The sequence below is a fragment of the Haloarcula hispanica ATCC 33960 genome (assembly GCF_000223905.1).
In the GTDB taxonomy this organism is placed as follows: Archaea; Halobacteriota; Halobacteria; order Halobacteriales; family Haloarculaceae; genus Haloarcula; species Haloarcula hispanica.
Genome location: NC_015948.1, coordinates 84,465 through 108,363 on the forward strand (window position 1 = coordinate 84,465; position 23,899 = coordinate 108,363).

Sequence of the window (23,899 nt, forward strand, 5' to 3'; positions counted from 1 at the left end):
GTCACATCGGCCGTGGACTGGGCTCCCGATAGAGCCTTCGTGTGCCGTTGAGTGAGTGCGTTTATACGAGGCCGATACGTTAGGCTGGACAGATGGAGGCCAACTGTGGCTGGTAGTTCGGGGCTACTGATTCCGCTTGTCGCCGGCATCATCGGACTTGGCGTCCTTGCACAGGTCCTCGCCGCGCGCCTGCGGGTGCCCAGTATCATCTTCTATTTACTGGTCGGTGTCATCATCGGCCAGCCCGGACTGGGCATCATCGGTGACGGCACCTTCGGCGGGGCGCTGTCCGCCATCGTCGGCTTAGCGGTCGCAATCATCGTCTTCGAGGGGGCCTACCACCTCCGGTTCGACCGTCTGCGTGAAGCCCCGGCTGCGACGTTCAGACTCGTTACCGTCGGTGCGGCTATCGCACTGGTGGGTACCGCTATCGCCGTCAAGTTCGCGTTCAACTCCGCGGCCGTCTCCTGGAATCTCGCGTTCCTGATCGGTGCGCTGCTGGTCGCAACCGGGCCGACGGTCATCACGCCGATCCTCAACGTCGTTCCGGTTCGGGACCGCGTCGCGGCCGCGCTGGAGACGGAGGGGATCGTCAACGACGTGACCGCGGCGATCATCGCCGTCGTCATCTTCGAGACGGTCAATCCGGCGGCGTCGAGCGAGGGGCTGTTGCGGGCGTTCGCGCTTCGATTGGGGACGGGGCTACTCGTTGGTCTCCTCGTCGCTGGCGTAGTGTACTACCTCCTCCAGTACGTCGACCTCTCGCCCGGTGACGCGCCGCGGAACTCCCGACTGCTCGTGCTCGCCGGGGCGCTCATCGCCTACGCGGGTGCGAACACGATAGCGACCGAGGCCGGCGTCGCCGCCGCCGCGACGGCGGGGATGGCGCTCGGGAACGTCGACCACCCCTACGAGGAAGACATCGAGGAGTTCAAAGGCGACATCACGCTGCTGGTGCTGTCGTTCGTGTTCATCGCGCTGGCGGCCCAGTTGGAGCTCGCGTCGCTCATCGACGTCGGACTGTCTGGCATTATCGTCGTTCTCGCCGTCGCGCTGGTCATCCGGCCGTTGCTGGTGTTCGTCTCGGCCGTCGGTGACCGGTTTACGACCAACGAGAAACTGTTCGTCAGCTTCGTCGGCCCGCGCGGTATTATTCCGGCATCTGTCGCCACGCTGTTTGCCGTTGAACTGAACGCCGCGGCCGAGGAAGTCACCGGGGCACAGGCCGAACTACTGGGGACGCAGGCGGATATCTTGCTGGGCACCGTCTTCCTTGTCATCTTTGCGACCGCCCTGTTTGAGGGCGGACTGGCGCGATTCATCGCGGAAAAACTGGATGTGATACCAATGCGAGTCATCATCGTCGGCGGCGGACAGGTGGGCCGAGCGCTCGCCGCACGCCTCGAAGACCGGGGCGAGAACGTCGTCATCATCGAGCAGGAAGAAGAGAGCGTCGAACGAGCCCGCAACGAGGGGTACGCCGTCGAGATCGGCGATGGAACCGACACCGATATGTTGCGGTCGGCCGGTGCGGACAACGCCAAGACCGTCGTCGCGGCGACCGGCGACGACGACGCGAACCTGCTGGTGTCACAGCTTGCGAGTTCGAAGTTCGGCGTCGACCGGGTCATCGCCCGCGCGAACAACCCGGACAACGTCGAGGCCTTCGAGGACCTCGGCGTTCGGACCATCTCCTCGGCGATGGCGACGGCCTGGGCCATCGACAACCAGATCGAGCGCCCGGCCATCGCCCACTGGATGACCGACATCGGTCGCAGCGGGGATGTCCAGGAAGTCGAAGTCAAGAACCCGGACCTCATCGGCAAGCCGATCAGTGAGGTCGGGCCGATGCTGCCCGACGCCTGTCTGGTCGCGCTCGTCAGCGGCGAGCTCCACGAGAATGCCGAAGTACCCACGGCCGACTACGTCCTCGAAGAGGGCGACATGGTGACGCTGCTGGGCCGTCGGGAGTCCGTCCGCGACGGGATGAAAATGGTCAGTGGCGACTAGTCGTCGGTAAGCCGTGTAACGTCTGACTCGTCGACGCCTTCTGTCCACGGCGACTCGCCGCGGTCGCCGTCCGTCTTGTACGTGCCGCGAGCGCTCGCGATGTGATGGCCATCGGTGTCGTACACTTCTGCGTCGACGACGGAGACGCTCCCGCCGCTCCGGATAACTTCTGCCTCCGTCCGTAAATCGGCGGTTGCGGGCGCGAGGTAATCGATCCGCATGTCGACCGTCGGCGAGACGGTGCCGGATTGCGAGACGACGGCCGCCCCGCCGACGGTATCGACGAGCGAGTACGTGACGCCGCCGTGTGCGATTATCGATTCGGGGTTCGAGGAGTGACCGTCCTCCAACGGGAGTTCGCCTGCCGCATAGCCGTCCTCGACGGCAGTTATTTCCATCCCTAACTGCTTGACAAACGGGATGTCGTTGAAGATCGATTGGAGACTCATGGCTACCTCCAGGGAACCGAGTCTGATAAGTCTCCGAGAACGAACAACAACGGGTCAGGTGTGGTCGGTTCTACAGAACACGGCTTCCTGTCAGTCGCCCGCGACCGCTCCGTCCACGCTCTCTTCGTCCTCCGTGGCTTCTTCGGGGAGTAGATGCTCCGGGCGACGCAGGTAGCTCGGTTTCTGTGCGAACGCTTCGATTCGCTCCCACTCCTCAGGTGTGATGTGACCGTCCATACACAGTCCTCATGGTTGACACAACTTTAATCCTCGCAATCTAGATTAAAATTAATGCTCACTACCCGGAACTGCCACCATCACAGTGCGTATCCGCTACCGAGAATGACGGCGTCAGTGTACTGTGGTGCGCCGCTACCGGCGTACTGCGCCCGCTCACTCCTCTTCTCAGCCATCCGGTGTCCTAATATGATTTTAGGCAGATATGTGGGTAGTACTATATGTCTGCTGTCGCTACCGGATAGTATGCAACCACAGCGGGCGACGTACGTGAAGAAGGCCTGCGCCTACATCACCAGAAACGGATCGGAACTCCTGGTGTTCGACGGACCGGGCCACGACGGGCTACAGATACCGAAGGGAACCGTCGAACCGGGCGAAAAACCGCGGGTCGCCGTACAACGGGAAGCCGTCGAGGAGAGCGGTCTCGCCTCCTTCGAGCGCCTGCAACACATCGCCACCGACGTCTGGACGCGTCGTGAATCACCCCCGAAGCGGTACGTGCGGTCGTTCTACCACCTTCCCGTCCACGAGTCCCGTGATCACTGGGTGCACACTGTCACCGGCACGGGCGAGGAGCGCGGCGCGGAGTTCGAATTCTCGTGGGTCGATCTCCCGACCGACGCCACCTTCGCGCTCGACCTCGACGACTACATCCACTCACTGACGAGTCCCGCCGAGGCGGCGACAGCCGGCGACGTGGCTGCCGATTAGCGACTGTCTTCTCTCGACTCTCGCTCGCGCGAGCGCCTCGACGTTCGCAAATAACGCACTCGAAAACGACGTACTGCGGTAAAATCCCGAAACTGCGCCGATAGCACCCAGTCAGGGCAGTCGGAACTCGATTGCCGCACCCTGGCCGAAGCCGACACACTCCGTCGCCAGGCCGAGCTCCGCGTCGCGGCGGTTCATCTCGTGGACGAGCGTCACCGGAAGGCGCGCGCCGGAGGCCCCGAGCGGGTGGCCGATGGCGATTGCGCCGCCGTTGACGTTGTAGATGTCGTCGTCGAAGCCGAGTTCGCGCTGGCAGTACAGGCACTGGGAGGCGAAGGCCTCGTTGAGTTCCACCAGGTCGTAGTCGTCCGTCTCACGGTCGGTGCGCTCGGTGAGTTTCCGGACAGCGGGGACCGGGCCGATACCCATCACGGTCGGGTCGACGCCGGCGACTTCGTGGGAACCGATCTCCGCCAGGATGTCGAGCCCGCGGTCTTCTGCGAACTCGCGCGACGTGACCATCAGCCCCGCCGCGCCGTCGGAAACCTGCGAGGCGTTGCCGGGTGTGACTGACCCGTCCGACTTGAACACTGTCGGTAGCTGGGACAGCTTTTCGAGCGTGGTGTCCGGGCGGATACCCTCGTCTGCTTCGAGCTGGCCGTCCTCGGTATCGATTGGGACGATTTCGTCGTCGAAGCGACCGGACTCCGTCGCGTCGGCGGCGCGCTGGTGGCTCCGGAGCGCGTACTCGTCCTGTTCCTGTCGGGCGACCTCCATCTCGCTGGCGACCTTCTCGGCGGTCATTCCCATCTGAAGCTCGCCGATATTGTAGTGCTCGGCCAGTCGCGGATGGACGTTGTGGGTGTTCTCGTCCATCTGCACGCGGGACATCGACTCGACGCCGCCGGCGATGAGCACGTCGCGCTGGCCGGCCGCGATGGCGTCGGCGGCCCGCATCAGCGCTTCGGCGGAAGACGCACACCAGCGGTTGATGGTCGATGCGGGGACGCTCTCGCCGAGGTCCGACAACAGCGCGATGACGCGAGCCATGTTGTTGCCCTGTTCCCCGCGCTGCTGGGCACAGCCCCACAGCAGGTCGTCAACGTCCTCGGCCTCGACGCCGGTCGACGCGAGCAACTGGTTGATAAGCGGCACAGAGAGGTCTTCGCTCCGGACGCCGGCGAGTGCGCCGTCCTCCTTTCCCTGTGGCGTTCTGACTGCATCCACGATGACAGGTGTGGGCATGGACAACGGAACGTCTCGGCCTGTGTTAAAACCTGACAAACTCTACACAGTGGGGGAACCGTTGTCTCCGACCGGGCCAACCGCTCCCCGAAACAGTCGGACAGTGGGCTCACTCCTGTTCGAACGCCGGCGGCAGACCGGCGTGTCTGAGCCCCTCCTTCTCGTCGATGTGGAACCGATAGACTGCGATGTCGCCGTCCTCGATAGCGTCCTCGAGCAGTTCCGGCCGCCACGCCGTATCGAGCACGTCTGCGAGTTCGTCCCACTCGGACTCGGGGACGGCCTCGATGCCGCCCTGCAGCAGGACGCTCTCCCAGTGGAACATCGATTCGACCTTGTACACGAGCACGGCCGCGTCCGCTGCCGCCTCGGTCAACTGTTGTTTACGACTTGCCGACCCACCGATGAAGGTGAAATACAGCGACCGGTCACCGTCGTACCCGAACGACAGGGGAATCATGTACGGTCCGTTCCCGGTCGGCAGGCCCAGCACGCCGACCCGCTGGTTCGACAGAAACGCCGCGATGTTGCTGTCGTCCATGCGCGTGAGTCCGGCCGCTTCGAGGGTATCTATTGTCATATAGGTGTAACTTCAACTGAAACCTGTTTAATTAATTCGGCTATTCTTCGCTACGGAGAATTGCCCGCCCGGGCGTCTCGGTCGCCGCTACCCTTCCTGTGTTGCACCGGGGGCGTGGCGCTTGATTCGCTCGATGGCAGCGACGGCTTTGTTGCGCTCGGCGTACCCCTCGCCGGAGTCAGCGATGATTTCGCCGTTGCGGTGGCGGAGTCGCCAGCGCCACTCCTCGCCTCTGTCCTCGTACACCTCGAAGGCCGCGCTCCCGATCTCCAGCAGGTCGGCGTCGGCGGCGTAGGACTGGACCCGCTCGACGGCATCCATGGCTTTCGACCGATTTGCGTACCCCTCGCCGGAGTCGGCGACGAGTTCGCCGTTGGCCGCACGCAACCGCCAGCGCCACTCCTCGGCGTTGTCCTGATACACCTCGAAGCCGTCGTCGACCTCGGAGTCGGGCGCGAGTTCGCCGACGCGGCGGGCCGCCCGCCGGGCGTTCGACCGGGAACTGTACCCCTCGCCGCTGTCGGCGAGAATGTTGCCGTTGCGGTGGAGCAAGCGCCAGCGGAACTCCCCGGCGGCGTCGGCGTACACCTCGTACGCCACGGGATCGATCTTGAGATAGGCCGCACCGGGGACGTACGCGCGGACGCTCTCCAGCGCCCGTCGAACGTTCGACTTCGAGGCGTACCCCTCGCCGCTGTCGGCAAGGATGTTGCCGTTGTCGTGGCGCAAGCGCCAGCGGAACTCCCCGGCCGAATCCTCGAACGATTCGAACGTCGCGTCGCTTTCGGGAGCCGGCACGACCGGCACGTCCTCGGCGGTGTCGTCCTCGGTCGCGTCCTCGAAGAAGACGACGGCTCCGCCGGCGGCGTTGGACTGGACGCTGCGGAGCCCCTGCATCGCCTTCTGGCGCGACGAATAGCCCTGTGCGCTGTCGGCGATGATATTGGAGTTCCGGTGGCGGAGCCGCCAGCGGTACTTGCCCGCCGAGTCCTCGAACAGTTCGAACGTCGCCTTGCTGTCCATCGCAGCCGCGATGGTGCCGTGGGCCGCGGCGAGTTCCGCCTCGGTCGCTTCTGTGACCGTCGCCATCTCCTCGCGGGCGGCCTCGCTGGTCGCCAACTTCTCGGCCAGCGTGTCGCGCTCGCGGGCCGCCTGCTCAGCGATTTGAGACTGCTCGCTGGCCATCTGAGAGGCCTGCTCGGTCTCCTTGGACGCTCGCTCTGCTTCATCTGAGGACCGTTTGGCGGACTCCGTCGCTTCCTGTGCCGTCCGCACGGCCTCGTCGTATGCTTCCTTCCGCCCGGTCAGCAGCGGGGAGACAACCGCGCCGACCGCCATCAGTCCGAGGCCGACGATGTACAGCGTCACCGCCGGGTTCCCCTCGGGGCCGGTCCAGTTCGATGGATAGAACGTGGTGAACCACACCATCGCGACCAGCCCGACCACCGCGCCGAGATATGTGAGTATCAGCCCACGCCGTGTCAGCGGCAGTCTGATTGTCGGTCCCGCAAACAGCAGTATGAGCCCGATAGCTCCCAGCAGATAGCCGAACTGCCGGGGCGTACTCCGCGATGCTGTCAGGTAAAACAGAAGGAGGCCGACGATACCGAGCACGATGCCGATGACGAACAGCCAGTAGCCGTAGGCCTCGTCGTCGGTCGTCGGCTCGCCGATGCGGTTCCGATACACGCTGATTAATGTGTTATCAGTTGCCACGTTGGGAGTACACAGAGGGGGTATATTACCCTGGTGTCGGTCACCGGGGCTTCGAGTGACTTATACCGGTTGCGTGGTAACATCAGTGGGAATGAGCAATCCGGAACTGGATGTCGTTGAGTTTCTGCTGACGGCCACTATCTACAGCGAGCGGCGGGACCTCGAACCGGACGACCTGCCGGCCTCGTACCGGTCCGTCTTCTGGAGCGACGGCGAGATCGAACGGCCGCTGTCGGTCACCAACACGACCGCGAGCGAGGCCACCGGCGTCGAGCGGCCCTGGGCGGCCATCTCCGGCCTGATGTTCACCGACCGCGACGACTTCTCGGGGAGCATCTCCATGACGGACCGCGACCTCGCCGAGGAGTGGTTCCTCGAACGGGTCGATGCCGCGGCCCTCGAAGACAATCCGGTCCTGGCGAAAGCCTTCGAGGACCAGGTCGAGGGCGCTGACTACGAGCGGGCCCGCGAGCAGAACCGACCGTCGCGCGCCGACCGCGCGTTCATCGACGCCAAACTGGAGGAGGCGTTCGACACCGACGACGAGGACGACGAGGAGATGCTGGACCTCGTGGACGTTCGCGCCCCCGAAGAGGTGGAGATGACCCTGGCCGACCTGGTGTTGACCACCGACCAGGAAGACGAGATACAGAAAATCGTCAAAGCCATCGAGCACCGCGACTACCTCGCCCGCATCGGCCTGCGAGAGATCGGGAAACTGCTGTTCGTCGGTCCGCCGGGGACCGGCAAGACCAGCGTCGCCCGGGCGCTGGCCCACGACCTCGACCTCCCGTTCGTCGAAGTGAAGCTGTCGATGATTACCAGCCAGTACCTCGGCGAGACGGCCAAGAACGTCGAGAAGGTGTTCGAGGTCGCCAAGCGGCTCTCGCCGTGTATCCTCTTCATGGACGAGTTCGACTTCGTCGCCAAGACCCGGTCCTCCGACGAACACGCCGCCATCAAGCGCGCTGTCAACACCCTGCTCAAGAGCATTGACGAGATATCCTTGATTCAGGACGAGGTGCTGCTCATCGGCGCGACGAACCACCCGGACCAGCTCGACGCCGCCGCCTGGCGGCGCTTCGACGAGATCGTGAACTTCCCCAAGCCGGACCACGGGATGCGCGCGGATATCCTCCGTATCGTCACCCAGCAGATGGAGATCGACGACTTCGACCCCGAGACGCTGGCGGAGCTAACCGAGGGACTGACCGGCAGCGACCTCCGGCTCGTGCTCCGTGAGGCCGTCCTCAACGCCCTGACCGAGGAGCGGACCACGCTGACCCAGCAGGACCTTGAAGACGCCATCATCGACTTCGAGGAGCGGGACAACCTCAAGAACATGGACATGATGGACGGCGACGCCGACGCGCTGGTCGCCGGGAGCGGCGGCTTCTCCGGCGACGGTGGCAGCGACCACGACCACGATCACGACCACTGAGCGGCGGATCACCCGTTCGAGCGCCGGCTCTGGCCGTCGTTATGAGCGATCTACTTATCAGTACAGGAACCATTCCCTGTAGCCATGGCTGACGATGACGTGTTCACCGAGACAGACGACCCCGCGGAATCGTGGGTCGACGTTCGCATGACTGACCCCGATGAAGGCGAGTGGGATGTAGACGTAGTTATCGCTGAAAAGCAAGTCGAGTACGTCGACCTACGTATCCGACCGGCACTGCTCGAAGGGTTCCTCGACTGCCTGTTCGACGACCTTTCCGACGAGCGCGCCCAGTCCCTGCTGGCGGCGACGCTGGAGCGACAGGACGTCGACCCGTCGGACCTCGCTGGCGAGTAACGAAAGCGAGGGGCTTAGGCGAGTCGCTCCCTGAAGGGACAGTAATGGAGGTCACGCTGCTTGGGACCGGCGACACGACGGGGACGCCGACTGTCCAGTGCGACTGTGACACCTGTGAACGGGCGCGCGACCCCGACGAGGAACTCCGGGCTCGCGTCCGCGAGCGCGGCATCGACCCAACGGGCGGCGTCGAGCGGTCGCGCTTCTCCGTCGCCGTGGCGAACGACGAAACCGGGGAGTCGCTACTCATCGATCTGAGCCCCGATTTCCGCCACCAGTTCCTCCGCGAAGGGGTCCCGCTGCCGGACGCGGCTATCGTCACGCACGTCCACTTCGACCATCTCGACGGTCTCGGGAACGCCTATCGCCTGTTCGACGAGCTGCCGGTCCACGCCGCCGACGAGACAGACCCGGTCACGGGTGAGAGTGTCGCAGAGGGCGTCCGGAGCCGCTATGACTACCTCGATACGGTGTCTGTCCACGCACAGACGCCGTTCGAGCCGTTCATCGTCGCCGGCTTCGAGGTGACGCTCGTCCCGGTCACGCACCCGCCACTGCTGTGCTACGGCCTGCGAATCGAGGAACCACAGACCGGCGCGGTGCTGTCGATTTCCGGCGACACCTGCTACGACGTGCCCGACCGCTCGAAATCAGTGCTGACCGGGGCCGACCTCGCGCTCGTCGAGGGTATCGTCCATCCGGAAGCCTGCGAGTACCACCCGAAAGGCGGGACGCACCACGACGAGGATGGCGTCCCGCGGACGTTCGGCACGAAACACATGACCTTGCCCGGCGCGCGGGACTTCGCCGCCGACATCGAGGCCGACGACTACCGCATCGTCCACACCGCACATTACGTCCCCGCGGACAGGGCCTTCGCCGATGACATCGGTCTCGACGGCGAGCGGTTCACGCTCTAATGGCCGTTCGGCTCCGTGAAACAGGCCGTAGCTTATAGGTACTGGCGGATAATGCCGCTATATGGACAGGCGCGGCATCGCGGAGGTCGGTGGGCTGTCGCTGGCCGGCGGTGTCCTCGCAACCGCCGCCCAGCAGGGCCTCGTGGGTGGTATCGACTGGGTGCTGGTGGTGGGACTGGTGGCCTGTATTGGTATCGCAGCCGCGGCAAACTATCAGGCCAGAACGAAACACGCGGCGCAGGTCGCAACTGAGGCCCCCGAAGTGACAGAAGACAACTACGAACAGCACGGCCGTCCGACAGCCGGCGACGGCGGCGTCCCGCCCGATAACGCGCCGTCAAGCGACGACACCCGGTAGCGGTGACAACTTCTCGTGGCTATCCGAACCGATCCAGTCCCGACTGGCGACGCCTGCGCCCGTCGGGGTCTGCCCGCCACGGCGTCCGCTCGGCCCGGAGTGAGTCGCCGTCGACGGCCGGCGGGTCGGCTGCCTCGTACCCACCGCAGTCCGGGCCGCAGTCGTCGCTTTCGCGGACAGCGCGCCCTTTCCACTGACAGTACGGAATCCCGTCGCTGTCGGGCGAACAGCGCTCACACGTCGGGTAGTCGAAACTCCGCCACCCCTTGCCGTAGGCTCGCTCGGCCAGTTTTCGACGCGCGCGGGCCTTTTCAACGGAATCGACGATCCGCACGTCCGTCCGGACCGGCCCCTCCTCCAGCAGTTCGACGCCGGCATCGTCGGTCGGCAGTGGTGTCGCCTCCCGACGGACGTCTATGGTTCCGCTGTCGGGGTCGAACCGCCAGACGCCGACTTCCTCGGGAATCCGGTTGAGGTGCGCGCCGGTGACGTAAGAGGCCGTCGCCAGTACGACGCGGTCGGCGAGCGCGAGCGACACGTCGGTCCGCAACTGGGATTCCAGGTCGCCGGGCCGCCCGAGGTCCGGCTTGTTTTCGATGGCGACGATTCCGTCGAACCAGTCGGGATACCGCGTCGTCTGACGGACGTACGTCCGGCCGCCGCGGCGCTCGCGTTCGAAGAATCCACGCTCGGCCGCCAGTTCGACGGCCCGTTCGGCGCGGTCGGGGTGGCAGTCGAAGGCGTCTTTCCAGTACCGCGCCCGGCCCGGCCCGACGTTGCTTTCGATGGCCGCTGTCGGCAACCGTTCGGGAGTGATGGCCGCCCGCTCATCGAACTCGGGCCCCGGCTTGACGACGACAGTGTCGAGGACGCGCCGGCCGTGGACCGCGCCACCGAGTTGGCGGCTCACTAGACGGCCCTCGCGTTCGAGGTGGGCACACAGCGCCAGTTCGAAGTCGAACTCCCGCACGACCGGACGGAGGGCTGGGACGGGCAAAAGCCCCGCGCCCGGTTACCGCCTAGCGACGAAGAGACAGGCCAGCGCCGCCAGTCCGAGAAGTGGACTCAGTGAGAGTATCGCCAGAAGGCCGAAATACACAGTCAGCACTCCGAGGAGGGAACGAACGGTCAGCGGCGGATACGTCGGTCTATACAGTTCGGGGTCGGTGTACGGTGCAGGCTGGTACATTACAGTGAAACGATGGTCCCGAAACGCGATAAGCATAATCTGAATGATATTTCTGCGGGAGGCGCGTACCGGCGCTCTCCTGCAGACGATTTCAGTCAGCGGGAAAACAGTTCACTGGCATCGGACCGACAACGCAATCGGCGGGCCGGCTCAGTGCCCGCAGGCCTGCCGCTCGAACTCGACTGGCTGGAGGTCCCTGTCCAGATAGGCGGTCAGTTCCGCCTCGGCCAGCGGAATCCGGACCGCGAGTCGCCACGGGTCGGTGCCTTCGACGGTCGTGTACTGGTCGTCGACACACCAGGGGAGCGTCCAGTAGGGGCGACTCGACAGGTCGACGCCGTGGTCGTCGTAGAACGCCGTGACGCGGGAGTCGTCCAGTAGTGTCAGCCCGACGGGCGAACAGAGTTCGTGCCGACACTGTTCACAGACGAACTCGGCGCGGACCGACACGTCGAGACAGCAGTCGCCATCACGAGATATATCTGTCCGCATCCGGCCGGCGCAGTCCGGGCAGACGCCGTCAGCGGCCAGACAGTGGAGGTGTCGCACCCGCTCGGCGAAGGCCGTCGCGACTTCCGCCGGTGTCCGGTCGACCAGGCCGCCCGGCGGGAACGGATACTCGCCGTGGGCCTTCCCGCAGTCTTCGCAGTCGATGGCGAACTGCTCGTCGGCGTACTCGGCCAGCAGACCGCCGCCACACCGCGTACAGGCCCCGGCCACCGGGAACGGGTCGATATCGGGCGTCCGCGTGAACGTTCCTGCCCGCACCGCGCGGATGACCTGCGCCCCGGCGTGCCGGAGGTCGTATCCGTCCGCTCCCTGGCTGACGAACTGGCCGGTGAGCTCCTGCAGGTGATAGTTGAACTGCCCGCTGTCGGCCAGTTCTACGGCATCGAACAGTTCCGAGAAGCGAACCGGCCGGTCCTCAGCGCGCCACAGCGCCTCTAGGATGTCCAGGCGCGTCTCGCTCGCGATGACCGAGAACGCCGTCGCCGGGTCGATGTCGGCATCAGTTTCGGGGGACTCATCGACTCGCATCGTGCGTGAACTTGTCCCCGTGGGAACAAAAGCGTTCACAGAAACACAGTTACGTAACACTGCTGACGAGAGCGGGCTGTAGCCGCACTCACCTCAGCGGCGGACTCTCACTCACCAAACCGGAGCTATCGCAACGGCGACTGCCGGCGTGACATCCGACTCGTACAGCTTGTCGCTCGCACCAACCGACAGGGGTCGCGTCGCTATATCGAGGGCGATACCGAGCAATATGGTGACGTTGCCGCCGTCAGCAGAGACCAAACCGGCGATTGAACCGGGTTCGGCGGGGGTGCTCCGGGCGCAAACAGTAGGTTTATCAGTTGCACGCGGCGAAACTCCACCAAGATTACTCTCGAAATGACATCGAACAAACAACCGGAGGTGAACATCGGACTCGTCGGGCACGTCGACCACGGAAAGACGACGCTCGTACAGGCGCTGTCCGGCGAATGGACCGACCAGCACTCCGAGGAGATGAAGCGCGGTATCTCTATCCGACTCGGCTACGCCGACGCGACGTTCCGTCGCTGTCCGGAGGCCGAGGAGCCGGAGGCCTTTACCGTCGACGAGCACTGCGACGACCACGACGTCGACACCGACCACCTCCGGACGGTGTCGTTCGTGGACGCGCCCGGGCACGAGACGCTGATGGCCACCATGCTGTCCGGCGCGGCCATCATGGACGGGGCCGTTCTCGTCATCTCGGCGACCGAGCCCGTCCCGCAGGCCCAGACCGAGGAGCACCTGAGCGCGCTCGATATCATCGGTATCGACAATATCGTCATCGCCCAGAACAAGGTTGACCTTGTCGACGAGGAGCGGGCGATGCAGAACTACGAGCAGATTCAGGAGTTCGTCGAGGGCACCGTCGCCGAAGGCGCACCGGTTGTCCCCATCAGCGCGGGCCAGGAGGCCAACATCGACCTGCTTATCGAGGCTGTCCAGTCTGAGATTCCGACGCCGGAACGGGACCCGGACGAGGACGCCCGCATGATGGTCGCACGCTCGTTCGACATCAACCGTCCCGGTACAACCTGGGACGACCTGATGGGCGGCGTGCTTGGCGGGTCGCTCGTTGGCGGCCAACTGGACGCCGACGACGAGATCGAACTCCGTCCCGGCCGCGAGGTCGAGGAAGGCGGCCAGACGGAGTGGCAGCCCGTGACGACGACGGTCCGCTCGCTCCAGTCCGGCGGCGACTTCGTGGACACGGTCACGCCGGGCGGCCTGCTCGGCGTCGGGACCGGTCTCGATCCCGCCATCACGAAGGGCGACGCCCTCGCCGGCCAGGTCGCCGGCCCGCCCGGCAGCCTCCCGCCGGTCCACGAGACGTTCACGATGGACGTGGACCTGCTGGAACGCATCGTCGGCGACGACGGCGGCGAAGTCGACGAGATTTCGACCGGCGAACCGCTGATGCTGACTATCGGTACCGCCACCACAGTCGGTTCGGTCACAAGCGCGCGCGACGAGGAATGTGAAGTCGCGCTCAAGCGCCCGGTCTGTGCGGCCTCGGGCTCGAAGATCGCCATCAACCGCCGTGTCGGCGCTCGGTGGCGGCTCATCGGTGTCGGCACGCTGCGGTGATGATTGTGCTGGACACGAACGCACTGATGATGCCGGTCGAATGCAACGTACGGCTGTTCGAGGAACTCGATAGGGTGCTGCCGGACGCGACGGACTACGTCGCGCCCGCTGCCGTCCGCGACGAACTGGCGAAACTGGCCGACGGGGCCGGTGCGGAAGCGACGGCCGCCTCGGTCGGGCAGGACCTGCTCGACCGGTGTACGGTTCGGGAGACGACGGCGGACTACGCGGACGACGCCGTCCTCGAACTGGCACAGGCAGACGATGCGACACACGCGGTCACGAACGACACCCCCCTCAAACGACGCCTGCTGGACGCGGGCGTTCCAGTAATTAGTTTAAGGGGCCGGAACAAACTGGGTATCACTCAACCATAACACATGTATAAACGGGTACGCCTACGCGATACGGTCGAAGTCCCGCCACGCTTTCTGGCGGAGGTCAGTCCGGGGCTGGTCAAACGGCTCCTGCAAGAGAAGCTCGAAGGTCGAATGGACGAGGACGTCGGCAGCGTCGTCTCCGTCATCGAGGTCCACGACATCGGCACCGGCGCTGTGTTGCCGAACAAGCCCGGCGTCTACTACGAGGCCGAGTTCGACGCGCTCACGTTCGACCCGCAGATGCAGGAAGTGGTCGACGGCGAGGTCGTCGAGGTCGTCAACTTCGGGGCCTTCATCGGCATCGGGCCGGTCGATGGCCTGCTGCACGTCTCCCAGATATCCGACGAGTATCTGGCCTACGACGAGGAGAACCAGCAACTCGCCTCACGGGAGTCCAACCGGACGCTCACCGTCGGCGACGCTGTCCGGGCGCGCATCGTCACCAAGAGCATCGACGAGCGCAACCCGCGGGACTCCAAGATCGGCCTAACAGCGAAACAGGTCGGCCTGGGCAAGCACGGCTGGCTTCAGGAGGAGCGCGAGCGCCGCGAAGGCACGGCGGAAGCCGGTGATAGCTGATGGCGGACCGACTCGTCTGTCGCGACTGTCACCGCGTCCAGGGCGCGGAAATCGAAAGCCAGTGCGAGGCCTGTGGCGGCACCGCACTGACCGAGGACTGGGCCGGCTACGTCGTCATCGCGCACCCGGAGCGGTCCGACATCGCTGAGGAGATGGAAGTGACCGAGCCGGGCAAGTACGCGCTGAAAGTCCGCTAACGTGTCCGACGTCGTTCTCGAACTCCCGAGTGACTTGCGGCACGAGCTGAAAGAGCCGCTCGGACGGATTTATACCGATACAGCGGCGCTGCTGGCCGACGCCGGTGACCCCATCATCGCCGTTGGCGATATGGTCACGTACCACCTCATCGAGGCCGGACGGGTGCCCGACCTCGCGCTGGTCGACGAACGGACCAAGCGCTCGGCCGTCGACGCGGACGTGTCGGCGGCTATCGACGGGTTTGACCGGAAGCGAGACGTGTCAAACCCGGCCGCGACGCTCACCGCCGAACTGCTTGCTGCGCTCAGGGACGGTATCGACAGCGGCGAGACGACACTTCTCGATGTCGACGGCGAGGAGGACCTCGCCACGCTCCCCGCAGTGCTCGCCGCACCTGCCGGTGCCAGCGTCGTGTACGGCCAGCCGGACGAAGGGATGGTGCTGGCAGACTGTGACGCCGAAGCCCGGGACCGGGTCCGGTCGCTGCTGGAGCGGATGGACGGTGACGCCGAGCGGGCGATTGCGCTCGTATCGGAGTAACCGGCGAGAAAACGGGACGCGACCGGTTTTATTCCGGCCGTGGAACGCTGAGGTTCTGCATATCTGTTCCACAGCGACCACAGGAGACCGCCGAGCGCTCGCTACAGAGGCGCTTTCCGCAGTCCGGGCATTCGAATAACTGTTCGTCGTCGTCGCATGGGGCGGGGTCTGACCACGTCGGCATACTTGGTACTAATTAGCATTTGTCATGGCATAAACCTTGCTCATACCGCAATAAATCACAACGCATGTCCAGAGAAGGTGGACGTATGTTCACTCAAGAACGTGGACGTGTCTGACAAGTGAACGGTGGACTCGCCGCTGGAAGTAGTCGGTGACAGTCCAGCCTGCGCCGGTCCCTGCCTCGCGCCAGTCGCGGTCGGCGACCAGCACGCACCGTCCTGCGACGCGGTCGGCTTCGCCGAGTGCACCGGAAACGAGGGGGGCGAGTTCGCCCTCGATACGGGACTGGCGGCCGTAGGGGGCGTCGAAGACGACGGCGTCGACGGCGTCGTCGGCAACCGGTAGTTTGGACGCATCGGAGCGGAACACCCCCCAGTCGCCCGGGTCGGGATAGGCGTCCCTGTTGGGATGGCCGTTGCCGTCGAGCGCGTAGCTCAGGTTCTCGCGCGTCCCCGAGACCATCTTTTCCTGTGCGTCGCCGCCGACCACGTCGGCCCCGACCAGCCCCGCCTCTAGCAGGAGGCCGCCGGTGCCACACATCGGGTCCAGTATCGTTGCGTCCGGGCCGGCTCCGGCGATATTGACCAGCGCGCGGGCTTCGAGCGGGTCCATGCTGCCGGGCTGGAAGAACGGGCGGTCTGTCGGCTGTCGGCCGCCGAAGTCCCGCACGCTCTCGGCGGTAAGCCAGCCCAGCGCACAGCAGGCCTCGCCGGTCCCGCCCTCCTCGTCGCCGTCGGGGTCTGAGAGATAGGCATAGAGGACGTGGTCGGGGTCGTCGAGGTCGACGGCAAAGCCGCGATCGGTCAGCACCCCGCCCAGCGTCCGCTCAGCCTGTTGTGTGTCGATGCCAGTGCTCGCTCGCACGTCGACCGCTCGCACGGCGACGCTCCCCTCGCGGTCGATGGTCGCGGCCGACAGCAGCGCGGCGGCGCTTTCGATGTCGGGGTCCGCGGTTCCGATCAGGTCACAGGCCCGGTGGGTGAACGCGAGGTGGCGAACACGGTCGCTGATGCCCCGTGCCGTCGCTAGTCCGGGCGCGAGGGTGTCGACGGCGCTCGCGGCGCTTGCTGCCTCCCGCCGCGCGAACGCGTCGTCCTGCCCGCCGAGTTCGAGGACGTACACGCCCGAGCGGTGTGGCCGAGCGGCTATGAGCGTGCCGGTCGCGCCCGGGAACAAAACGCACAAGCGAGCGGCCGCCGAACCTCGAGTATGCTCCAGTCCGGGTTCTCTAGCCTGACCGGTGGCGGTATCCTCGCCGTCCTCGTTACCGTTCTCGTCACCTGGCTCTTCTACGCCGTCACGCTCCACCTGGCCGCGACGTTTTTCATTGGCGACGTGCCCAGCCAGCTCGCGGCCAAAGCCGCCACCGCACCGGCGGTCGTCTCGCTGATCCTCCAGCGCTGGGGGGTCGAGTCCGGCGTCGTCTCGGCGGATCTGGGCGTGCTGGTCGTCCTCGTGCTCACAATGCTGGCCGACGGTATCGCGATTAGTACCACGTACCGGCTCTCGACCCGCTCGACAGCCCCGCTCGTGGCGCTGCACCTGGCCTTCGCAGCCGTCCTCGGGTTCGCGCTGAACAACATCTTCAGCTTCGTGTAACCCCCGTTGAGTCCTTGTTGGCGGGCTGTCCGATGTTTCACCCGGATAATAAACAACATGCAGAACGTGAAAATCAGAACTAATTAGATATTTTGAATTATAGGATTAGTATGATTAAACGCGAGGTTCGTTCCGCTGAATCGGTAAGCGAAGCGGTCGTCCTGGCTGTGAGTATCGCTGAGGATTGCCATCCACGAGCGCTCCCCTCACTGTACGGCGTTGTCAATCCCGAATCACTGAATGACTTGTTCAGACAGGACAGCAAACGTGAGACGCCCGAAACCGATTCTATCTCGTTTCGGTTCAGCGAGTCTCTCGTCACGGTCGACGCCGATGAGTGTATCAAAGTCGAGTACGCTCCGTGAGCGCGTGAGAAACAGCACGAGCAAAACGGCTATTCGACCAGCCGCTCTATCTCTGTCACCAGTATGTCACTTGCGCCCACGTCTTTGAGCGAGCTAATCGTCTCGAAGACGGCGCGCTCCTCGACGACGGCGTGAACGGCGAGCTGGTCGGAGCCGGCGATGTCCATCACCGTGGGGCCGCCCATGCCCGGAAGCACGTCTTCCACGTCGTCGAGGGCGTCTTCGGGGGCGTTCATCATGAGATAGCGTTTGTCTTCGGCGGCGAGGACGGAGCCGAGCGCGGTGTCGACCTGCTGGACCTTCTCGTCGTCAGCGGTGTCTTCGCGGGCGAACAGGCGGACAGAGCTTTCCAGTACCTCGTCGACGACGGCGAGGCGGTTCATCCGGAGCGTGGTCCCGGTCGAGGTGATATCGACGATGCCGTCGGCGATGTCGACGTGGGGGGTCAGTTCCGTCGCGCCGGACACCTCCGTCACGTCCACGTCCACATCGACCCGGTCGAAGTACCGCCGGGTGATTTTGGGGAACTCCGTGGCGATGCGGCCCCCTTCGAAGTCGTACACGGTCTCGATGTCGCTGTCCTCCGGCGCGGCCAGAACGAGGCGACAGCGGCCGAAATCGAGGTCGCGGAGTTCGACGAGGTCGTCGGTGTCGGACTCCCGGACCTGGTCGAGGCCGGTGATACCCACGTCGGCAGCGCCGTCCGCGACGTACTCGGGGATGTCGGCGGCGCGGGCGTACAGGACGGTCACGTCCGGGTCGACGGTGTCGGCGTGCAGTTGGCGGTCGGCCCCGTCGACCAGGTGGAGGCCGGCCCGTTCGAGCAGTTCCTCGCTTGGTTCGTGCAGGCGGCCCTTGTTGGGGACGGCGATTCGCATACGCCTACTGGCAGGCCGCGGGGCAACTGTCTTTCCCCTCAGACTGACCAGCTGCGGGCGGAGCCGTTACAGGCGGTCCCGGCGTGGGAGGACAACGAAGGTAGCCGCGGCCAGGAGCGTCAGACCGGCGAGACCGTAGAACGCGACCGCAAACAGGTTCTGGTCGGCGAGCAGGCCGACAGCGGTCGAGCCCAGCGAACTAATCCCGAAAAAGCCGGTCCGGAGCAGGCCCCAGCCGGTGCCTTCGGCGGCGTCAGGCAGCGTGTCGACGATGTAGGCGTTTGCCAGTGGGCCGACGCTCATCCGAACCCCGATGAGGCCGGAGACGACGGCCAGCGGCACGACGCCGTGGACGGACGGAATGAGTACGAGGGGAACGGTACTGACGAGCGCGACAGCGGTCAGGACACTGGGCGTTCCGTATCGGTCGGCGAGCCGACCGGTGGCTGTCTGTGAGAGCGCGCCACCGACGAACAGCACCGAGAGAAGCGCCCCAGCGGTTCCCTGTGAGAGGCCCCGGACCGTGACCAGATACGTGGTGAGGAATGCTGTCACGGCCTGAAAGGCGAACAACATCAGTGTCTTGCCCGAAACCGACAGCACGAGCCGGCGGTCCCGAAAGCCGACGAGGACCGTTCGGAGGTCCCGACGGAGGCTCCGTTCGGACTCGCTGGTCGGACGGTCCGACACCGAGAGCCAGAGCGCGCCGGCGACAAGCATGAACAGCGGGGCGGCGCTGGCAAGCGCCAGCCGCCAGCCGTACCGGGTCGTGACGAACGCGGCGACGGCGGGCAGTGCGGCCGCTCCGAGAGAGCCGGCGGCCATCACGACACCGAAGGCGGTCCCCTCGCGGGCGTCGAACGTCCGCGAGAGGGCGGTCCCGCGGGTGGGGCCGTACAGTCCCGTCCCGAGCCCGAACGCGCCCGTCGCGATGAGGAACAGCGAGAACACCGGCGCGAAAAAGTAGCCCAGCAGCCCGACGCCGGACAGCAACGCCGCGGCCACCAACAGCGTCCGCTCCCCGATCCGGTCGATCAGAACTCCGGCCGGAAACTGTACCGCCGCGTACGTGAGCCAGAGCACCGTGACCGCGAGCCCCGCCTGTGTGTTCGAGATGATGAACTCCTCGCGTATCGTCGGCAGAACCGCAGGCACGACGAAACGCATCCCGAGGACGAGGAACCAGCCGGCAGCGACGGCAAGCAGCATTCGGGCCGGGCTTCCGTGCCGCATCGCGCTGACCCGCTGTCGGATGCGCTCTGCCGTCGCCATGTTCTTGGCCTTCCGAACGCGCCGGAGGGGAAAGACCCCTACGGAACAGGCACCGTCTCGGCGGTCAGCCTGTTCCAGGGATATGGCAACACGCCACACAGCGGCGCTGTGGACCCTGCGAACTAAGACCCGCGGTTGCGAAGCCACCGCCATGAGTGAACTCCTCGTTACCGGCGGGCAGGTCCTCCGGCCGGACCTGACCGTCGAGCGTGCGGACGTACTGGTTTCACAGGACAGCGGCGATATCGTGGCGGTCGACGAACCGGGCACACTGGACGGCGACGACGAACTCGACGCCAGCGACGGCCTGGTCATTCCCGGGCTGGTCAACGCCCACACCCACGTCGCCATGACGCTGCTGCGCGGCCTCGCGGACGACAAGCCCCTCGACGCCTGGCTGCAGGAGGACATTTGGCCCGTCGAGGCGGAACTGACCGCCGAGGACATCCACGCCGGCGCGGAACTCGGGCTGGTCGAGATGATCCGGTCGGGGACGACAGCACTATCGGACATGTACTTCGAGGTCGAGGAAATCGCGGACGCAGTCGACCAGGCCGGGATGCGAGCAGTGCTTGGCTTTACTGCAGTCACCGTCGGCAAGGATGACGAGGCCGCGCGGTCTGATCTGCAGGAGAGTCTCGACGTGGCTCGGAAACTCGACGGCGCGGCCGACGGCCGTATCCGGACGACGTTCCAGCCCCACTCCCTGACGACCGTCGGTGAGGAATACCTGCGCGAGTACGTCCCGAAGGCCCTCGACGATGACCGCTCGATTCACCTGCATGCCAACGAGACGCGCGATGAGGTGACACCCATCGTCGACGAGCACGACCAGCGCCCGCTCGCCTACGCCGACGACATCGGCCTGCTGGACGGCGACACCTACGTGGCCCACGGCGTCCACGTCGACGACAGCGAGATCGACCTGCTGGCCGAAACTGGTACCGGCGTCGCTCACTGTCCAGCCTCGAATATGAAACTCGCCAGCGGGATGGCTCCCGTGCAGGACCTGCTGGACGCCGGCGTCACCGTCGGCATCGGAACCGACGGCGCGGCCTCAAACAACGACCTCGATATGTTCGACGAGATGCGCGACGCGGCGATGATAGGTAAACTCGCGGCCGACGACGCCAGCGCGGTCGACGCTGGCACTGTCGTCGAAATGGCGACGGAAAACGGCGCAAACCTGCTCGGCTTCGACAGCGGCCGTCTCGAAGCCGGCGCGAACGCGGACCTGGCCGTCATCGACCTCGACGCTCCCCACCTGACGCCGGCCCACGACCTCGTCTCGCACCTGGCCTACGCCGTCCACGGGAGCGACGTTCGCCACACGGTCTGTGACGGCGAAGTGCTCATGCGCGACCGCACGGTCGAGGTGTTCGACGAGCAGGCCGTCCGCGAACGAGCGAGCGACCACGCGTCCGCGCTGGTCGAACGAGCCGGTGACTGAGTGAGCGGAATAAACGCTGAGAACGGGTTTTAAACGGTATAACTATATTTCAGGCGGTGTTGTCGATGCTGCGAACGGCGTGAACGAGTTGAACGGGAGGGGGTGTTTATCGCGCTCTCGGCGAACGTATTGGCTACGATGCGCACCAAACTCTTCGCACTGTACGCCGCTGTCGGACTGGCCCTGCTGGCCGTCGGTCCGGGTCTGGCGGCCGCTGCGGACTCGGCCGGCAACACCGGCGCGGGGAACACCCTCGCGGTCGGTGTCTCACAGGCTGACGACGGCAGCGCGACGGTATCGGTCACACAGAACGAGACGGGCGTCGAGAACGCCTCTGTCGCCGTGGAATCGGCTGACAACACCTCCTACGCTGGGACCGGCAACTACACGACCGACAGCAACGGGACGGTTGGACTGCCCGCCCCCGAGCAGAACGTGACGGTCGACGTGACGGCGACGGCCGACAATCACACTGCGACGACGACGGCGGACCTGACTGTCGCGCCGAACGCCACCAACGTGACCGAGTTCGACACCTTCGGACTCGAAGTGTCGGCCTACGTGAGCGACCTGTTGAGCGACAAGAACCGGACCGGTGGTATCGGCCCGGCTGTGGCCAGTTTCGTGACGGCGAACAACCCCGGCAACGCGCCGGACCACGCCGGCCCGCCCGCACACGTCACTGGTGAGAACGAGTCCGACGACAACGAGACCCACCCCAGCGAACGACAGGGTCCGCCGGCCGACATCTTCGGTGACGACGAGAACGAGACTGAAAACGAGACAGACGACCGCCGCGGCCCGCCCGAGGACGCCGGACCGCCCGAAGACCGCGGTCCGGGCAGCGATGACGCGGAGAATGAAACGGACGACGAAAACGAGACGGACGACGACCGTCGTGGTCCGCCCGAAGACGCTGGGCCACCCGAGGACCGCGATGACGACGACGTGGAGAACGAAACTGAAGACGACGAGAACGAAACCGAGGAACCGGAAGACGAGACGGAAGAGCAAGACGAGTCAGAAGAGCAAGACGAGGACGACGATGCTGACGACGACACCGATAGCGACGACGATGACGACGGCGACCGCGGCCGACCGGACGACGCCGGCCCGCCGGACGAACGCGGTAACTGAACGGCTTCGGTAGCGTTTTAGGAACTCTCTTCCTCTGTTGTGACATGACGACGCCTATTTCGGAGCGACTTGATGACCTTGACGAGGCTCGCGATTCCGGCCGCCGAAAGATGGACTGGGCTATCCAGCATATGCCCATCTGCGGCGCGCTCCGTGAGCAGTTCGAGGCCGACCAGCCCTTTGCCGGCGAACGCATCGGCATGGCGATGCACGTCGAAGCCAAGACCGCCGTCCTCGCGGAAATCCTCGCAATCGGTGGCGCGGAAGTCGCCATCACCGGCTGTAACCCGCTCTCGACGCACGACGACGTGAGTGCCGCACTCGACGCCGTCGACGGCATCACTTCCTACGCCGAGCGCGGCGTCGACGACGAGGAGTACTACGAGGCTATCGAGGCTGTCATCGGCCACAAGCCGACCATCACCGTCGACGACGGAATGGACCTCGTCGCGGCCATCCACGAGGACTATCCGGAACTCATCGACACTATCATCGGTGGGGCAGAGGAGACGACGACCGGCGTCCACCGACTGCGCGCGATGGACGATGACGGCGAACTCGACTATCCTGTGTTCGCTGTCAACGACACGCCGATGAAGCGCCTGTTCGACAACGTCCACGGCACCGGCGAATCCTCGCTGGCCTCGATTGCGATGACGACGAATCTCTCGTGGGCCGGCAAGACCGTCGTCGTCTCCGGGTACGGTGACTGCGGCAAAGGTGTCGCAAAGAAAGCCAGCGGTCAGAACGCCGACGTGATTGTGACCGAGGTCGAGCCCCGCCGTGCGCTCGAAGCCCACATGGAGGGCTACGACGTGAAGCCGATGGCCGAGGCCGCCGCCGAGGGCGACGTGTTCATCACGACCACCGGCAACCGCGATGTCATCGTTGAGGAGCACTTCGAGGCGATGCAGGACGGCGTCCTGCTCGCCAACGCCGGCCACTTCGACGTAGAGGTCGACCTCGACGCGCTGTCGGACCTCGCCGCCGACACCTACGAGGCCCGCGACGGCGTCCAGACCTACGAGATGGCCGACGGCCGCCGCCTGAACGTGCTGGCCGAGGGCCGGCTGGTCAATCTCGCGACGCCCATCGCACTCGGGCACCCCGTCGAGGTAATGGATCAGAGCTTCGGCGTGCAGGCCGTCTGTGTCCGCGAACTGGTCGAGAACGGCGACGACTACGAGGCCGGTGTCCACGCCGTCCCGGACCGGCTCGACAAGGAAGTCGCGGAGATCAAGCTCGACGCTGAGGGTGTCGACTTCGACTCGCTGACTGACACCCAGGCCGAGTATATGGATTCCTGGCAGCACGGGACGTAGGGCGGCCGACTGAAAGGAGGCCGCCGGAACGCGCAGCGGGGAACGCAGTGACCCGCGAGACGTAGGGCGGTCTGAGCGGAGTGAAGACCGTCTTTCAGTCGAGCGGCGGAGCCGTGAGACATAGCGAGACCGACCAGCGGGAGGCCTCGAATACC

General features: G+C 65.3%; 27 protein-coding genes. 16 read left to right on the plus strand and 11 right to left on the minus strand.

From position 1 onward, the window contains the following. Positions 1–105: 105 nt before the first annotated feature. Positions 106–2,010, plus strand: coding sequence for a cation:proton antiporter domain-containing protein (locus HAH_RS00445; RefSeq protein WP_014039117.1), 1,905 nt, complete (start codon positions 106–108; stop codon positions 2,008–2,010). Here HAH_RS00445 and HAH_RS00450 read toward each other — a convergent pair. Both HAH_RS00450 and HAH_RS19785 read right to left on the minus strand, forming a co-directional pair. Continuing rightward, entirely contained in the window at positions 2,007–2,459 is a 453-nt protein-coding gene (locus tag HAH_RS00450) for a PaaI family thioesterase (RefSeq protein WP_014039118.1), read from the minus strand. The two genes, HAH_RS00445 and HAH_RS00450, sit on opposite strands and share 4 nt — an antisense overlap. Positions 2,460–2,549: 90 nt before the next feature. Continuing rightward, positions 2,550–2,696 carry a hypothetical protein gene (locus HAH_RS19785; RefSeq protein WP_008307084.1) on the minus strand — a complete coding sequence of 49 codons (147 nt, stop codon included), beginning with the start codon at positions 2,694–2,696 and terminating at the stop codon, positions 2,550–2,552. A gap of 246 nt (positions 2,697–2,942) precedes the next feature. Between HAH_RS19785 and HAH_RS00455 the strand changes: the two genes are divergently transcribed. Continuing rightward, positions 2,943–3,410: an NUDIX hydrolase gene (locus HAH_RS00455; protein ID WP_014039119.1), complete on the plus strand. Its 468-nt coding sequence runs from the start codon at positions 2,943–2,945 to the stop codon at positions 3,408–3,410. Positions 3,411–3,521: 111 nt separating this feature from the next. Here HAH_RS00455 and HAH_RS00460 read toward each other — a convergent pair whose 3' ends face one another. The 3 genes from HAH_RS00460 to HAH_RS00470 all read right to left on the minus strand — a co-directional run bounded on the left by HAH_RS00460 (position 3,522) and on the right by HAH_RS00470 (position 6,924). Then, complete coding sequence (locus HAH_RS00460; RefSeq protein ID WP_023843054.1) at positions 3,522–4,655, minus strand: thiolase family protein; 1,134 nt, start codon at positions 4,653–4,655, stop codon at positions 3,522–3,524. A 109-nt stretch (positions 4,656–4,764) separates the two neighbouring features. Continuing rightward, complete coding sequence (locus tag HAH_RS00465; protein ID WP_014039121.1) at positions 4,765–5,235, minus strand: pyridoxamine 5'-phosphate oxidase family protein; 471 nt, start codon at positions 5,233–5,235, stop codon at positions 4,765–4,767. An 87-nt stretch (positions 5,236–5,322) separates the two neighbouring features. Continuing rightward, positions 5,323–6,924 carry a YegP family protein gene (locus tag HAH_RS00470; RefSeq protein WP_014039122.1) on the minus strand — a complete coding sequence of 534 codons (1,602 nt, stop codon included), beginning with the start codon at positions 6,922–6,924 and terminating at the stop codon, positions 5,323–5,325. A 118-nt stretch (positions 6,925–7,042) separates the two neighbouring features. Here HAH_RS00470 and HAH_RS00475 point away from each other — a divergent pair, with 118 nt between their 5' ends. From HAH_RS00475 to HAH_RS00490, 4 genes are all read left to right on the plus strand, one after another. Beyond that, complete coding sequence (locus HAH_RS00475) at positions 7,043–8,392, plus strand: ATP-binding protein (protein ID WP_008307079.1); 1,350 nt, start codon at positions 7,043–7,045, stop codon at positions 8,390–8,392. A gap of 84 nt (positions 8,393–8,476) precedes the next feature. Next, positions 8,477–8,749 carry a hypothetical protein gene (locus HAH_RS00480; protein WP_014039123.1) on the plus strand — a complete coding sequence of 91 codons (273 nt, stop codon included), beginning with the start codon at positions 8,477–8,479 and terminating at the stop codon, positions 8,747–8,749. Positions 8,750–8,793: 44 nt separating this feature from the next. Beyond that, positions 8,794–9,669: an MBL fold metallo-hydrolase gene (locus HAH_RS00485; protein ID WP_014039124.1), complete on the plus strand. Its 876-nt coding sequence runs from the start codon at positions 8,794–8,796 to the stop codon at positions 9,667–9,669. Positions 9,670–9,730: 61 nt separating this feature from the next. Beyond that, a complete protein-coding gene (locus HAH_RS00490) occupies positions 9,731–10,027 on the plus strand; it encodes a hypothetical protein (RefSeq protein WP_014039125.1) in 297 nt (98 codons plus the stop codon). Between the two features lie 19 nt (positions 10,028–10,046). Here the strand turns inward: HAH_RS00490 and HAH_RS00495 are convergent, their stop codons facing one another. Then, a complete protein-coding gene (locus HAH_RS00495; protein WP_014039126.1) occupies positions 10,047–10,997 on the minus strand; it encodes a DUF5787 family protein in 951 nt (316 codons plus the stop codon). Between the two features lie 369 nt (positions 10,998–11,366). Continuing rightward, on the minus strand, positions 11,367–12,254 hold the full coding sequence (locus HAH_RS00500) for a DUF7351 domain-containing protein (RefSeq protein ID WP_014039128.1): 888 nt from the start codon (positions 12,252–12,254) through the stop codon (positions 11,367–11,369). Between the two features lie 357 nt (positions 12,255–12,611). On the opposite strand from HAH_RS00500, the gene HAH_RS00505 reads away from it, so the two are divergent. Genes HAH_RS00505 through HAH_RS00525 form a run of 5 tightly spaced genes read left to right on the plus strand, consistent with a single transcriptional unit; the run spans position 12,612 to position 15,538 of the window. Beyond that, the gene (locus tag HAH_RS00505) at positions 12,612–13,841 is read left to right on the plus strand and encodes a translation initiation factor IF-2 subunit gamma (protein WP_023843057.1); all 1,230 of its coding nucleotides are present in this window, start codon (positions 12,612–12,614) and stop codon (positions 13,839–13,841) included. Next, a complete protein-coding gene (locus HAH_RS00510) occupies positions 13,841–14,218 on the plus strand; it encodes a DUF188 domain-containing protein (RefSeq protein WP_014039130.1) in 378 nt (125 codons plus the stop codon). The genes HAH_RS00505 and HAH_RS00510 overlap by 1 nt, the downstream gene beginning before the upstream one ends. A gap of 3 nt (positions 14,219–14,221) precedes the next feature. Continuing rightward, positions 14,222–14,800, plus strand: coding sequence for a DNA-directed RNA polymerase (locus HAH_RS00515; RefSeq protein WP_004516007.1), 579 nt, complete (start codon positions 14,222–14,224; stop codon positions 14,798–14,800). Then, the gene (spt4, locus tag HAH_RS00520; RefSeq protein WP_004516008.1) at positions 14,800–14,997 is read left to right on the plus strand and encodes a transcription elongation factor subunit Spt4; all 198 of its coding nucleotides are present in this window, start codon (positions 14,800–14,802) and stop codon (positions 14,995–14,997) included. Before HAH_RS00515 ends, spt4 begins: the two co-directional genes overlap by 1 nt. Position 14,998: 1 nt before the next feature. Then, complete coding sequence (locus HAH_RS00525) at positions 14,999–15,538, plus strand: GTP-dependent dephospho-CoA kinase family protein (RefSeq protein ID WP_014039131.1); 540 nt, start codon at positions 14,999–15,001, stop codon at positions 15,536–15,538. 28 nt (positions 15,539–15,566) lie between these two features. Here the strand turns inward: HAH_RS00525 and HAH_RS19430 are convergent, their stop codons facing one another. Both HAH_RS19430 and HAH_RS00530 read right to left on the minus strand, forming a co-directional pair. Next, the gene (locus HAH_RS19430) at positions 15,567–15,722 is read right to left on the minus strand and encodes a rubrerythrin-like domain-containing protein (protein ID WP_129755853.1); all 156 of its coding nucleotides are present in this window, start codon (positions 15,720–15,722) and stop codon (positions 15,567–15,569) included. 89 nt (positions 15,723–15,811) lie between these two features. Beyond that, positions 15,812–16,843, minus strand: coding sequence for an RNA methyltransferase (locus HAH_RS00530; protein WP_014039132.1), 1,032 nt, complete (start codon positions 16,841–16,843; stop codon positions 15,812–15,814). Positions 16,844–16,930: 87 nt separating this feature from the next. Here HAH_RS00530 and HAH_RS00535 point away from each other — a divergent pair, with 87 nt between their 5' ends. Then, positions 16,931–17,320 (plus strand): DUF7473 family protein, encoded by a 390-nt coding sequence (locus HAH_RS00535; RefSeq protein ID WP_014039133.1) that lies wholly within the window; start codon positions 16,931–16,933, stop codon positions 17,318–17,320. Positions 17,321–17,430: 110 nt separating this feature from the next. Next, positions 17,431–17,685: a HalOD1 output domain-containing protein gene (locus HAH_RS00540; protein ID WP_014039134.1), complete on the plus strand. Its 255-nt coding sequence runs from the start codon at positions 17,431–17,433 to the stop codon at positions 17,683–17,685. Positions 17,686–17,714: 29 nt separating this feature from the next. On the opposite strand, the gene hisG is transcribed toward HAH_RS00540, so the two are convergent. Further along, positions 17,715–18,563, minus strand: coding sequence for an ATP phosphoribosyltransferase (hisG, locus tag HAH_RS00545; RefSeq protein WP_014039135.1), 849 nt, complete (start codon positions 18,561–18,563; stop codon positions 17,715–17,717). Between the two features lie 66 nt (positions 18,564–18,629). Then, positions 18,630–19,772 carry an MFS transporter gene (locus tag HAH_RS00550; RefSeq protein WP_014039136.1) on the minus strand — a complete coding sequence of 381 codons (1,143 nt, stop codon included), beginning with the start codon at positions 19,770–19,772 and terminating at the stop codon, positions 18,630–18,632. A 214-nt stretch (positions 19,773–19,986) separates the two neighbouring features. Here HAH_RS00550 and HAH_RS00555 point away from each other — a divergent pair, with 214 nt between their 5' ends. From HAH_RS00555 to HAH_RS00565, 3 genes are all read left to right on the plus strand, one after another. Continuing rightward, complete coding sequence (locus tag HAH_RS00555) at positions 19,987–21,285, plus strand: amidohydrolase (protein ID WP_014039137.1); 1,299 nt, start codon at positions 19,987–19,989, stop codon at positions 21,283–21,285. A 138-nt stretch (positions 21,286–21,423) separates the two neighbouring features. Further along, a complete protein-coding gene (locus HAH_RS00560; RefSeq protein ID WP_014039138.1) occupies positions 21,424–22,422 on the plus strand; it encodes a hypothetical protein in 999 nt (332 codons plus the stop codon). Positions 22,423–22,466: 44 nt separating this feature from the next. After that, the gene (locus HAH_RS00565) at positions 22,467–23,744 is read left to right on the plus strand and encodes an adenosylhomocysteinase (protein ID WP_023843059.1); all 1,278 of its coding nucleotides are present in this window, start codon (positions 22,467–22,469) and stop codon (positions 23,742–23,744) included. Positions 23,745–23,899: the final 155 nt, after the last annotated feature.